Source organism: Paratractidigestivibacter sp., from assembly GCF_963660155.1.
Taxonomy (GTDB): Bacteria; Actinomycetota; Coriobacteriia; order Coriobacteriales; family Atopobiaceae; genus Paratractidigestivibacter.
Genome location: NZ_CAVKWG010000049.1, coordinates 56,610 through 69,125, shown reverse-complemented (window position 1 = coordinate 69,125; position 12,516 = coordinate 56,610). Strand labels below are relative to the sequence as shown.

At 66.2% G+C, this 12,516-nt stretch carries 13 protein-coding genes; 11 read left to right on the top strand and 2 right to left on the bottom strand.

Features of this window, described 5'->3' with window-relative positions:
- Positions 1–76: 76 nt before the first annotated feature.
- A complete protein-coding gene (locus tag U5709_RS10260) occupies positions 77–826 on the bottom strand; it encodes an SDR family NAD(P)-dependent oxidoreductase (protein ID WP_321972246.1) in 750 nt (249 codons plus the stop codon).
- A 395-nt stretch (positions 827–1,221) separates the two neighbouring features.
- Here U5709_RS10260 and U5709_RS10255 point away from each other — a divergent pair, with 395 nt between their 5' ends.
- The 4 genes from U5709_RS10255 (at position 1,222) to U5709_RS10240 (ending at position 6,068) form a co-directional block, all read left to right on the top strand.
- Complete coding sequence (locus U5709_RS10255; RefSeq protein ID WP_415913459.1) at positions 1,222–3,762, top strand: ATP-dependent helicase; 2,541 nt, start codon at positions 1,222–1,224, stop codon at positions 3,760–3,762.
- A gap of 91 nt (positions 3,763–3,853) precedes the next feature.
- Complete coding sequence (locus U5709_RS10250) at positions 3,854–4,624, top strand: mechanosensitive ion channel family protein (RefSeq protein WP_321972247.1); 771 nt, start codon at positions 3,854–3,856, stop codon at positions 4,622–4,624.
- 223 nt (positions 4,625–4,847) lie between these two features.
- Positions 4,848–5,333 carry an S-ribosylhomocysteine lyase gene (locus U5709_RS10245; RefSeq protein WP_321972248.1) on the top strand — a complete coding sequence of 162 codons (486 nt, stop codon included), beginning with the start codon at positions 4,848–4,850 and terminating at the stop codon, positions 5,331–5,333.
- A 36-nt stretch (positions 5,334–5,369) separates the two neighbouring features.
- A complete protein-coding gene (locus tag U5709_RS10240) occupies positions 5,370–6,068 on the top strand; it encodes a 5'-methylthioadenosine/adenosylhomocysteine nucleosidase (RefSeq protein ID WP_321973335.1) in 699 nt (232 codons plus the stop codon).
- Between the two features lie 64 nt (positions 6,069–6,132).
- Here U5709_RS10240 and U5709_RS10235 read toward each other — a convergent pair whose 3' ends face one another.
- Complete coding sequence (locus U5709_RS10235; RefSeq protein WP_321972250.1) at positions 6,133–6,996, bottom strand: DegV family protein; 864 nt, start codon at positions 6,994–6,996, stop codon at positions 6,133–6,135.
- 145 nt (positions 6,997–7,141) lie between these two features.
- Here U5709_RS10235 and U5709_RS10230 point away from each other — a divergent pair, with 145 nt between their 5' ends.
- From U5709_RS10230 to U5709_RS10200, 7 genes are all read left to right on the top strand, one after another.
- On the top strand, positions 7,142–7,780 hold the full coding sequence (locus tag U5709_RS10230; protein ID WP_321972251.1) for a DUF1836 domain-containing protein: 639 nt from the start codon (positions 7,142–7,144) through the stop codon (positions 7,778–7,780).
- 67 nt (positions 7,781–7,847) lie between these two features.
- Positions 7,848–9,293, top strand: coding sequence for a Na+/H+ antiporter NhaA (gene nhaA, locus U5709_RS10225; protein WP_321972252.1), 1,446 nt, complete (start codon positions 7,848–7,850; stop codon positions 9,291–9,293).
- A 73-nt stretch (positions 9,294–9,366) separates the two neighbouring features.
- On the top strand, positions 9,367–9,996 hold the full coding sequence (gene amaP / locus U5709_RS10220) for an alkaline shock response membrane anchor protein AmaP (protein WP_321972253.1): 630 nt from the start codon (positions 9,367–9,369) through the stop codon (positions 9,994–9,996).
- 3 nt (positions 9,997–9,999) lie between these two features.
- Positions 10,000–10,383, top strand: a complete 384-nt coding sequence (locus U5709_RS10215; protein ID WP_321972254.1) for a DUF2273 domain-containing protein — start codon at positions 10,000–10,002, stop codon at positions 10,381–10,383.
- A gap of 40 nt (positions 10,384–10,423) precedes the next feature.
- Complete coding sequence (locus tag U5709_RS10210; protein ID WP_321972255.1) at positions 10,424–10,957, top strand: Asp23/Gls24 family envelope stress response protein; 534 nt, start codon at positions 10,424–10,426, stop codon at positions 10,955–10,957.
- A 407-nt stretch (positions 10,958–11,364) separates the two neighbouring features.
- Positions 11,365–12,189 (top strand): PfkB family carbohydrate kinase, encoded by an 825-nt coding sequence (locus U5709_RS10205; protein ID WP_321972256.1) that lies wholly within the window; start codon positions 11,365–11,367, stop codon positions 12,187–12,189.
- Entirely contained in the window at positions 12,182–12,481 is a 300-nt protein-coding gene (locus U5709_RS10200) for a TIGR04076 family protein (RefSeq protein ID WP_321973334.1), read from the top strand. Before U5709_RS10205 ends, U5709_RS10200 begins: the two co-directional genes overlap by 8 nt.
- Positions 12,482–12,516 lie beyond the last annotated feature (35 nt).

Genomic DNA, 12,516 nt, shown 5'->3' with positions numbered 1-12,516 from the left:
AAAAGGGACAGTCCCCAATGCAGGTCGGACCTGCAAAAGGGACTGTCCCCAATGTTGGTGGTTGCGTTGGCGGCGGCTACGACCTCGCGGCGCCGTCCACGGGGATCACGGCGCCCGTCACGTAGGAGGACATCTCGCTCGCCAGGAAGACGAAGGCGTTGGCCACGTCCTCGGGCTCGCCGATGCGGCCGAGCGGGATGGTGGCGATGAGCGGCTGGATCATCTCGTCGGGAAGCGCGGCCACCATGTCGGTCTTGGTGATGCCGGGGGCCACGGCGTTCACGCGGATACTCTTGGGCGCGAGCTCGCGCGAGAGCGACTGCACCATGCCGTTGACGGCGAACTTGGAGGTGGGGTAGCCGACGCCCGCCGGCTGGCCGTACTTGGCGACCATCGAGCTCGTGGTGGTGATGGTGCCGCCGTGGCCGGCCTCCTCCATGATCTTGGCGCCCGCGTAGTGGCCGTTGAAGACGGCGGTCACGTTGAGGTCCATGGCCTTCGCGAACTCCTTGTCGGTGTAGGAGAGAAGCGGCGCGCTCTGCGAGATGCCGGCGTTGTTGACCACGGTGTCAAGGCCACCCATGTCCTCGGCGGCGGCGGTGAAGGCCTCCACCACGGCGTCGAGCGAGGTGAGGTCGCAGGTGCGGCCCCAGACGTCGGCCTCGGGGTAGGCCTCCTTCAGCTTGGCGAGCGCGGCGTCGGCCGTTTCCTGGCGGGAGCCGAAGACGGTGACCTTCGCGCCCTCCTCGATGAAGCGGCAGGCGATGGCGTAGCCGATGCCGCGGGTGCCTCCGGTGATGATGGCTTTCTTGCCCTCGAGCAGCATGTTGTTCTCCTCTCCATTGGGTTTGATGCACAACGATGCTCTTAGTCTACAGGGCGAGAACCGCGGAAACGCGTCGCTCGGCGAGCGGGTCCGGGTAGTGCGGCGGGCGCGCGGCGTGCCCCGCGCCCGGCTTTTTGGTCAAGAGCCGCGCGCGGCGCGATTGTTGTCCGGCGGTGCGTATAAACTCATATGTCGCAAAACCCATCGAGAGGAAACCACGCCAGATGACCGACGACCAGACCTCCCTGTTCGACTCCGCCTACGGCTCCGCCGGGGCCTACGCGCCGCCCGCCGAGCCGACCTATGAGCCTGCCTACGACTCCTACCTGCCGCCCGAGGCGGGCGCGGGCGCCGTCGCCGTGGCGCCCAGCGCGTCCATGGCAAACCCGACGCCCATGTGGGGCCCCGCGCCCAATCGCCCGTCGCTCGACCTCGAGGGCTTGAACCCCGCCCAGCGCGAGGCCGTCGAGACCACGCGCGGCCCGCTGCTCGTGCTCGCGGGCGCCGGTTCCGGCAAGACGCGCGTGCTCACCATGCGCATCGCCCATATGATCGCCGACGAGGGCGTGCGCCCTTGGCAGGTCCTGGCCATCACCTTTACCAACAAGGCCGCGGCCGAGATGCGCGAGCGCCTGGGCGCGCTTCTTCCCGACGGTACCCGCGGCATGTGGGTGTGCACCTTCCACGCCATGTGCGTGCGGATGCTGCGCGAGGACGCCGAGGCCATCGGCTACACGAGCAATTTCACCATCTACGACGACGACGACTCGAACCGCATGGTCAAGTCCATCATGAGCGACCTGCGCATCGACCAGAAGCAGTTCCCCGTGCGCGCCCTGCGCTCGAGGATAAGCGCCGCAAAGAACGCCATGACCTCGGCCGATGAGCTGGCGAGTGCCCAGAACCCGGCCGATCGCGCCGCGGGCCGCGTCATGCGCGCGCTCGACGCTCGCCTGGCCAAGGCCAACGCCATGGACTTCGACGACCTGCTGCTCAAGGCCCTGGAGCTTCTCTCCAAGCACCCGGACGTGCTCGCCAAGTACCAGGAGCGCTTCCAGCACATCAGCGTTGACGAGTACCAGGACACGAACCACGTCCAGTACGCCATCACGAACCTGCTCGCCGCGCGCTACCGCAACCTCATGGTCGTGGGCGACGACGACCAGTCCATTTATTCCTGGCGTGGCGCCGACATCCAGAACATACTCGACTTCGAGAAGGACTACCCCGACGCCAAGACCGTGCGCCTCGAGCAGAACTACCGCTCGACCGGCCACATCCTGAACGCCGCGAACGCCGTGGTGGCCCACAACTCGCGTCGCAAGGCCAAGCGCCTCTTTACCGACTCGGGCGACGGCGAGCTCATCAAGCTGTTCCAGGCCTCCGACGAGCGCGACGAGGGCCGCTGGATCGGCGGCGAGATCGAGAAGCTCCACGACGCGGGCACGAGCTACGACGACATGGCGGTCTTCTACCGCATGAACTCGCAGTCGCGCATCCTGGAAGATATGCTGCTGCGCGCCGGCGTCCCGTACAAGATCGTCGGCGGCACGCGATTCTTCGACCGCGCCGAGGTCCGCGACGTCACGGCCTACCTCAAGGCCGTCTGCAACCCTAACGACGACGTGTCGGTCCAGCGCGTGATCAACACCCCGCGCCGCGGCATCGGCTCCACCTCCATCGCGAAGATCTCGCAGCTCGCGGCCGATGAGGGCATCAGCTTCTACGCCGCCTGCCAGCAGGGCATCTGCGAGGCGGGGCTCTTCTCACCGAAGGTGCGCCAGGCGCTCGGCGACTTCTGCGACATCATCGAGTCGGGCCGCCGGGTCTCGGGCGAGCTCGCGCGCGTGGTCGAGGCCATCGTCGACAAGGCGGGCCTGATCCGCGCCCTCGAGGCCGAGCATTCCGTTGAGGCCGACGGCCGCATCGAGAACATCCGAGAGTTCATGGGCGTCGCCGCCGAGTTCGACGAGACGCACGACGACGTGGCCGAGACCCTCGAGAGCCTGGAGCAGCTGCGCGCGGCGGGCGCGCTCGAGGACGGCGAGGCGGCCCCTGCGGCGGCGCCTGCAGCGACGCCTGCCGCCGTTGACCCGACGATCCCGCCCGTGGCGGCCGAGAAGCTCCCGGCCTTCCTCGAGTGGCTCGCGCTGCGCAGCGACCTCGATACCCTGGCCGGGCAGAGCCACGCCGTCACGATGATGACGGTGCACGCCGCCAAGGGCCTCGAGTTCCCGGTCGTCTTCGTGGCCGGCATGGAGGAGACGATCTTCCCGCACACCACCTTCGGTGACACCGACCCCGGAAAGCTCGAGGAGGAGCGCCGCCTCGCCTACGTGGCTATCACGCGCGCCCGCAAGAAGCTTTATCTGACCTACGCGAGCACCCGCCGCACGTTCGGCTCCACGCAGGCAAACCCCCGCTCGCGCTTCATCGACGAGCTGCCGGATGCGGATTGCGACCTCACCGGCGTCGGCAGCTCCGACTTTACCGGCGTGGGCTGGGAGAAGCGCGGCGACCGCCACGGCACCTTCGGCAGCGGCCGCGGATCGGATGTGTACGGCGGCAACGTTTTCGGCTCGCGCACGCGCTCTACCGGCGGAAACGCGCAGCGCGGCGGTGGTTTCGGCGCCGGCTCGAGCCGCGATTTCGGTGCGGGCGCGGGTTATGGCTCCGGCGTTGGCGCCGGTTCGACCTTCGGCTCGCGCCAGCGCGTCGGCGGCTCCGGGCGCCCCGCGTCCGAGACGGCCGCGGCCGTTTCGCGCCCGGTCGAGAGGTCTACGAGCTTCGCTGCGGGCGACCGCGTTTCCCACAAGACGTTCGGCCCCGGCGTCGTGCTCGGCGTCTCGGGCGACACCATCGAGGTCAAGTTCTCGCGCACGGGCAAGACCAAGAAGCTCCTCAAGGGCTTCGCCCCGCTCGTAAAGGTCGGCTAGCGAGCCGTTTGCCGCCCGGTGCCTGCCCCAGGGCGGCCGGTAACGGCGACCGTTCGACGTCCACCGCTCTGCGGTCAGAAAGGAGAAGCGTATGCAGGATTGGCTCGTCTCTCAGATCGATGCGTTGGTAATCAAAGCCGTCATCATCGCCGTCGCGGTGTTTGTGGCCCTGGCCGCACAGCGCGTCGTCACGCGCCTCGTGAACAAAATCTTCGAGGCGGCCGAGGTCCCCAACGCCTCCATCGTTATCAACCTGCTGCGCATTGGCATCTGGTCTCTTGCGGTGCTCTCCGTCCTCAAACCGGTCTTCGGCATCGATCCCACGTGGGTCATCACTGCGCTCGGCGTGGTCTCGGTAGCCATCTCGCTCGGCCTGCAGGACACGATCTCCAACATCGTCAGCGGACTAGGCCTCATGCTTGCGCGCGTTATCCGTCCGGGCGACCATGTGACCATCGGCTCGACCACGGGCACGGTGACCGATGTGACCTGGCGCTCCACCAGCCTGCGTACGCGAGGCGGTGACGTGGACGTCATCCCCAACTCGGTCCTCAACAAGACCACGCTCACGCACCTCGCCGATTCGAACGCCGGCGTGTGCAAGGTCGTCTTCGCCGTTGCGCCCACGGCCGACCTCGATGCCGTGGTTGCGGATATCCGCGCCACGGTGGAGGCTTCGGTGGCCGACGACCTCGACCCGCGCTTCCAGATCGGAGTGAACTTTACGGGAATGACGGCCTACGGCACTGAGGGGCAGATCGTGCTGCACGTTGCCGACGGCGTCGGGTTCGCCGGCGTTCAGAACCGCGTGGTGCACGAGCTGCACGGCCGCGCCTGGCTCGCCAATGCATTGAATTCTTGATACAGGCCCACGACCATGTGCATAATGCGTACTTGGCTATACGCCTGCGATTTGGGGGCCTGCGGTTTGGGGACAGTCCCCTTTTTGCACACGAACCGCCGTTTCGAGCATTTTGCCCAATGGTTCGGCGACGAGGTCGTAGCATCAACGCGTGTGCAAAAAGGGGACTGTCCCCAAACCGCAGGCCCCCAAACCGCAGGCACACCGGATAGGAAGAAGAACCATGGACCTGATCGCTAGCTTCACCGTGAACCACCTCAAGCTCGAGCCGGGCGTCTACGTGAGCCGCGTCGACCGCGACCCCGCCACGGGCGCCGTTATCACCACCTTCGACCTGCGCCTCACCGCCCCCAACCGCGAGCCGGTCATGGACACGAGCGCCGTCCACGCCCTCGAGCACCTGGGCGCCACCTTCCTGCGCAACGACCCCGAGTGGGCAAGTCGCGTGGTCTACTTCGGCCCGATGGGTTGCCGCACCGGCTTCTACCTCGTGCTCTTTGGTGAGTACGAGTCCGCCGACGTGGTCGATCTCGTGCGCCGCTGCTTCGAGTTCGCCCGCGACTTCGAGGGCGAGATTCCCGGCGCTAAGCCCGCCGAGTGCGGCAACTGGCACGACGCTGACCTCAACCAGGCACGCTGGTGGGCGGCCCGTTACCTCGCCGGCACGCTCGAGGGCATCGACGACGCGCATATGAACTACCCTGCATAATTCAAGGCCCGCCGCCGCGGGGGAGAGGAGATTAACATGAAGACCGGAATCGTCGGCGCCATGGAGGCCGAGGTCGCCCTGCTCAAGGAGCAAATGGGCGACTACGAGGTCGTGCATATCGCCAACATGGACTTCTGCGCGGGCAAGCTCGGCGCCGCCGACGCCGTCGTGGTCCAGTGCGGCATCGGCAAGGTCAATGCGGGTATCTGCGTGCAGATCCTCGCCGACCGTTTCGGCGTCGACCGCGTGATCAACACCGGCGTGGCGGGCTCGCTCGACCCGACCATCGACGTGGGCGATCTCGTGGTCTCCACCGAATGCGTCATGCACGACTTCAGCGTGGAGCCGCTCGGCTACGCGCCGGGCCAGGTCCCGGGCATCGATACCTTGGCGTTCACAGCAGACGAGGGCATGCGCTCGCAGGTCGTGGCCGCCGCGGCCAAGGTCGCGCCCGACATCTGCGTGTTCGAGGGCCGCGTGGCCTCCGGCGACCAGTTCATCTCAACCGATGGGCAGCGCGAGCGCATTGTCTCTGTGTTCGGGGGGCGTTGCTGCGAGATGGAGGGCTGCGCCATCGCCCAGGCCGCCTACCTCAATGGCCTGCCGTTCGTCGTGGTTCGCGCCATCAGCGATAAGCCCGGCAGCGCAGACCAGGTCGTCGACTACAACACCTTCGAGGCGAAGGCCGCCCGCAACTGCGCCGCCATCGTCGCCAAGATGGTCGCCGGCGAATAAAACAGGGGCGGCCCTTCGTCTTACTTGAATAAGACGAAGGGCCGCCCCTGCCTTGTGTCGCAGCCTAGAGTCCCTGCACGGCGACGCCGACGAGGGTGGGGCCGGTGTGGACGAGAAGCGCCGGGCTGATCTCGGAGCGCACGACCTCGACCACGGGCACGTCCACGCGCTCGCGCAGCGCGGCCTCCATCTGGTCGTAGAGGTCTGCGCAGGCCGAGGTGCAACTCACCGCGAGCCTGACCTTGGGATACTTGGCCGCCAGACCCTCGATGAGCTTGCACTCGGTGTCGAGCGCGCGCTCCCAGCCGCGGGCCTTCTTGGCAATGGCGTAGTGGCCCTCCTCGTCGCAGGTGAGCACCGGCTTGATGTTCAGCACGCTGCCGAGCTTGTAGATCGTTTCGGAGATGCGCCCGCCGCGGCGAAGGAACTCGAGGTCGCGCACGGTAAAGAAGACGTTGGTGTTCTTGGCGGCGATGCTGAGCGTCCGCTCGAGGCTGCCGAGTGGCACGCCCGCTTCGACCTGTCGCACTGCCTCCATGACGATAAGGCCCGCGGCGACGCCGATGTTCAGCGTGTCGACGACGAGCACGGGGAAGTCGTCCAGCGTGCGCGCCACCATGCGCACGGTCTCGCACGTGGCCGAGAGCCCCGACGAGATGCTCACGAACACGGCCGAGGTATAGCCGTCGGCCTTGGCGCGCAGCAGCTCGTCCTGGATTCGCTCGGGGGAGGGTAGCGACGTCTTGGGCACCTCTTGCTCGAAGCGCGCGACGACCTCGTCGGTGGAGATGTCCACGCCGCTCTCGTAAGTGGAGCCGTCTGAGTAGTTGATGCGCAGCGGAACGATGCGCACATCGTGGGCGGCGACGAACTCGGGCGGGCAGTCGGAGCCCGTGTCGGTAAGAACTGCGATGCGTTGGTCGTTCATGGCGCTTCTCCCCAAAGCCGCGCAGGCGGCCGTCGTGGTCAAACTGTGATTTAGTCCATAATAATGCCTGATGTAGTTTTGAATACTAGATACTGCGTTTGTGGAGAAACCATTACAACAGCCGGCTTCGTCCGAGGGGATCGCTATGGGAACCAAGCAGGCAAAGAAATACGAGGACGGCAGCCGAGCCCTTGCTGTGGCATCGGGCATCGTCACGGCCGACGCCGCGGACGCGTTCGCAAGGGAGGCGCTGGTGGAGCGCATGGCCCGCGCCCACATCTACCGCATCGACGAGCTGCCGCGCATCGAGCTCTACCTCGACCAGGTGCTCACCCTCGTGTCCGACGAACTGGTCTTCATGTGCCTGCCGGGCGAGCAGATCCTAACCGGCCCCATGGTCAACAACTACGTCAAGCAGAAGCTCTTGCCCGCACCCCTGCGCAAGCGCTACACCGCCGGCCACGTGGCGGCGCTGCTCTTTATCTGCGCCTTCAAGCGCGTCTACTCCATCGCCCAGCTCTCGAAGATCATGGGTATGATTGATGAGACGCACGTGGACGCGGGCGCGCTCTATGACGAGGTCGTCTCGGCCCTGGAGCGCGCGATCGCCGAGCAGTTCGTCGTCGGGGCGGACTTCGTGGCCCCGGTCATGGAACCGCATATCCGGCCCGTCGACAAGGACGGCAATGAGGTGGCCCCCGGGCTCGCGCGCGTTCTCGAGGCTGCCGTCACGTCTTTGGCGGCCAAGGTCTATGTGGAACAGACTCTCGCGCTTGCCGACTAACGAGCGCTTGGTACATACGCAAGAAACCCCGGCCGCCTGTGCGCGGCCTCGCATCAGAAAGGCAACTATGCCCAAGAACGTGAACCCCGGCGTCATCTACGAGGAGCCGGTAGTCATCAAGAGGATCCGGCGCAGGGGCGCCCTCGAGGAGGTCACGGGCAGCGGCACCGTGGCCGCCGCCGTCATGGTGGTTGCGGCGCTTCTCGCCCTCGTCGTGGCCAACAGCCCCGCCTACGAGGCCGTCGAGCACTTCCTCGTGCAGCCGCTCTCCATTGGTTTCGGCGCCTTCGCGGCCTCGCTCACCGTGGAGGCCTTCGTCAACGACTTCCTCATGGCCGTTTTCTTCTTGCTCGTGGGTATTGAGCTCAAGTACGAGATGACCGTGGGCCAGCTTCGGCGCCCGCGCCAGGCGGCCCTGCCCATGCTGGCTGCGGTCGGCGGCGTTTGCGCGCCTGCCCTCATCTACCTCGCCTTCAACATGGGCGGTCTTGCCAACGGCTGGGCCGTGCCCATCGCCACCGACATCGCCTTCGCTCTGGGCATCGCCTCGCTTCTCGGCGACAAGATAAGCCCCGCGACCAAGGTCTTCTTCCAGACGCTCGCCATCGCCGACGACATCCTGGCCATCGTGGTCATCGCCGTGGCCTACGGCCAGTCGCCGAACATCGCCTGGTGCGCCGCCGCGGCCATTGTCGTCCTCGTGCTCTGGGGGCTCAACCGCGCCAAGGTCTACTCGCTGAAGCCCTACCTGCTCGTGGGCATCGTTTTGTGGGTCTGCATGTACAACTCGGGCATCCATGCCACGCTCGCGGGCGTGATCCTCGCCTTCGCGCTGCCCTCGCGCTCCGACGTTCGCCTCGACGAGTTCGGCGCTTGGCTCGGGCAGAAGGCGCAGCTGCTTGAGGACCGCTACGACGAGGACGCCCATATCCTCGGCCAGCACAGCTTTACCGAGGGCGCGCTTCGCGTCGAGAGCGTTATCCACCACGTCACGCCGCCGCTCGAGCGCATGGAGCACTACATCAGCGTGCCGGTGAACTTCCTCATCCTGCCCATCTTCGCCTTCGTTAACGCGCAGGTGCACCTCGTGGGCACGGACTTTTTGACCATCGTGAGCGACCCAGTGACCATAGGCGTCTACCTCGGCGCCGTCCTCGGCAAGCCGCTCGGCATCTTCCTCGTCACGTTCGTGCTGGTAAAGATTGGTTTTGCCAAGCTGCCCGAGCAGATGGACTGGGTGCAGGTGGGCGCCATCGGCATCATGGGCGGCCTCGGCTTTACCATGTCGATCCTCATCAGCGGGCTTGCCTTCGACGCGGCCGCCGAGGTCATGGCGGCCAAGTGCGCCATTCTCATGGGGTCGTTCACCTCGGCCATCCTGGGCATCCTCTTTACGAACGCGGCCTTTGCGCTGCGCGGCAAGAAGGGCGCGGGTGAGGACGAGGGTGTTTCCGTGGGCGACGGCAGCCCCGCACCCCCCGCACCCGCCGGCGGCGGCCAGGGCCCCGAGTAATACTGTCCGGTCCAAGGGGTATCCTCGTAGGAGTAATCAACGTTCGACAATCACCCGTCCTTAAGGGGCTTCCATGAGCGGTTTCAAGAGGTTGTGCAAGGTCGTTTTCGCGCTCGCGGGCATCTTTTGCCTCGGCGCGCTCGCGCTCACGTGGCTGGGCCCCTGGCGCGACGTCGCCTCGTCCCTCATGGTCGTCGACGCTTATTGGTACGCGTGGCAGGTCTGCGCGGCCATCACGGTGCTCGGGCTCCTCATCGTGCTCTGCCAGGGGCTCTTTGCCCGCAAGGTGCGCACGGTCGAGGTCGCCACGGTGGACGGCGGCTCCATCACCGTCACGCGCGAGGCCATCGCGAGCCAGGCCGAGCACGTCGTCGAGGCCGACGGCACCTGTACTGCGTCTAGGGTCCACGTCGACGCTAAGCCCCGCGGCCGCGTCCGCGTGCACGTTCGCGTGCTTCCGCACGAGGCGCTCGACGTGGTGGTCAAGGGCGCGCAGCTCCACGAGGAGCTGCTCCAAGGCCTGGCCGCTGTCTGCGGCAACACGGTCGAGAACGTGAGCCTGGAGTTCGTTCAGCCGCAGGCTTACGCCGAGCGCTCGGCCGAGGCGGCGGACGTAGAGGAAACCTCGGTCGCCGCGGCCGGCACCGAGGACGAGTTCACGAGCGAGATCACGGTGCCCATGGGCGCCTCCAAGGAGGAATAAGTCATGGCAGACGATAGGAAAACCCCGCGTGCGCGGGTTGAGTCCGGAGCGCCCGACGACGTTATCGACGCCGAGGCCAGCGTCATCGACGATGAGGACGGCGACAAGAAGGCCGAGGGCGGCTTCGACGGATCCGCGACCCAGGCCTTCAAGGAGAACGCGGCCCGCGTGGGCGACTGGGTATCGCGCACGTTTCCCGGCCACGAGCATGCTTTTTGGGGTGGCGTCATCGGCGCGCTCCTCGCGATCCTCATCTTCTGGGTCGGCATCGGCAAGGCGCTCGGCGTTGCAGCGCTCGTCCTGATAGGCATCGCTGTCGGGCAGGCGGTCGACGGCGACCCGAAGATCATCAATTTGCTGAGGCACTTCTTCTCGTCCAACAACTAAACGGCAACGAGGGCAGTGCGCCCGAGAGAGCGAGGAAACAATGAGCATCGACATGAACGAGGTCCAGAAGGTTGTCGAGGCCGCCGATGAGGCCGTCGAGCCCGAGGTCGTTGACCTGGCCGAGACCGACGACGCCGGCACCGACATCGACCTCTCATCCGACGACGAGGACGAGGACTCCGAGGATTCCCTCACCTTCTCCAACGGCGTCATCGAAAAGATCGTCGCTCTCGCCATGCGCGAGGTGCCCGGCGTCGTCGGCATGAAGGGCAGCTGGTTCAACCGCGTGCAGGACGCTTTCGGCGCCTCCGACTCCACCAAGGGCGTGAGCGTCGAGGTCACCCCCGAGAGCGCCGTGCGCGTGAACATCTCCGTGCTCATCGAGTACGGCGCCTACGCGCCGCAGGTCTTCGAGGACGTCAAGCGCGCCGTCGTCAAGCAGGTCACCGGCATGACGGGCCTCGAGGTCGCGGGCGTGAACCTGCGCATCGAGGACGTCCTCACCCGCGAGGAGTTCGACCGCTCCAAGAAGGAACCCAAGACCGACGAGGTCCCCGAGGCTGAGCAGGAGTAGCCGAGAGTTTGACGCGGTGACGCCGACACGCATTCATGAATCAGCGAAAGGGCTCGCGGGCGCGGGCCCTTTCTTCTTGCCGGGGTTGCTTGGGGTCCGCTCCGGTGTGCGACTGCCCCTTGCTGGCCAACGCGGGGGCCTATGCCGCAAAGAATGACCGCCAAGCTCGGCGCCTCGCCGCTCGGAGACGCGCTCTCCTGGTTTTGAGGGTTTTGCGTTGTCCGTTTTGGAGCCATCACGCATAACCCCCGAATCGAGGAGGATTTCATCCGGGATTTGAGGGTTTTGCGTCGCGGCTGTAAAACCGACGACGCAAAACCCTTGCTTTTAGGGGACGTGCGCCCCCTTGCGCTAGACTGGGCACTTGCCCGGAGCCGCGGCGGCCCCGGATACCCGAGGGGAAACCGATGAAGAACACCCAGCTCCTGCTTATCAACGACATGTGCGGCTACGGCAAGGTCGCGCTCTCGGCCATGATCCCCGTGCTCTCGCACATGGGTTACCGCATCCACAACTTGCCGACGGCCCTTGTGTCCGACACGCTGAATTACCCAAAGTTCTACATCCACGACACGACTGAGTACGTGCGCCAAAGCCTCGCCATCTGGGAGGAGCTCGGCTTCGAGTTCGACGCCATCTCCACCGGTTTCATCGCCAGCGAGGAAGAGACGCGTATCATCTCCGACTTCTGCCACGCGCGCGCCGAGCGCGGGACCAAGGTGTTCGTCGACCCGATCATGGGCGACAACGGCGCCCTCTACGCCGGCGTGCCCGAGACGACCATCGGCCTCATGCGCGAGCTTCTTGCCTGCGCGGACTACACGGTGCCCAACTACACCGAGGCCTGCTTGCTCACCGGCACCCCGATGAAGGCCGCCATGAGCGCCGACGAGGCCCGCGAGCTGGTGGTGGCCGTTCGTCGCCTCGGCGCCAAGTCTGTCGTGGTGACGAGTTGCGTGGTTGACGGCGCGCACGCCATCGTGGGCTACGACCACGTGGCGGGGGAGTATTTCACCATCGCGTTCGAGATGGTCGACGTGTATTTCCCCGGCACAGGCGACACGTTCTCGGCGGTCTTGCTCGGTCGCGTGATGGCGGGCTGGTCGCTGCAACGGGCAACGGCGGACGCCGCCCGCGTGGTCCGCGAGCTTATCGTGAGAAACGCCGCTCAGGAGGATAAGTCGGCGGGCCTTCCCATCGAGGCGTGTCTGGATGTGGTCGACGGTGAGTAGCGAGAGCGGCAAGCACGCCGGCGCCCCGCGCGGCAAGAGGCCCCAGATCCGCATCACCTGCGTGGACCAGCTGGGCGAGTGCCTGTGCCATCACGGCCACAAGCCGGGCGACGTCTTCGACTTCGACCGCGACCGCGGCACGCTCTGTCCCATGGCCTGCCATGTGGGCTTCCCCTACATCGACATCCTGCGCTACGGCGGAACGGTCCCCGGCAACGAGCCCGGAACCGCCAAGTTCTGCTGCCCCGAGGTCGATACCTTGAACGTCTTTCTCGCCGAGGTCGTGGAGTAGGGGGCTGCGCTAGCCCCAGGACAGGACCGCGCTGT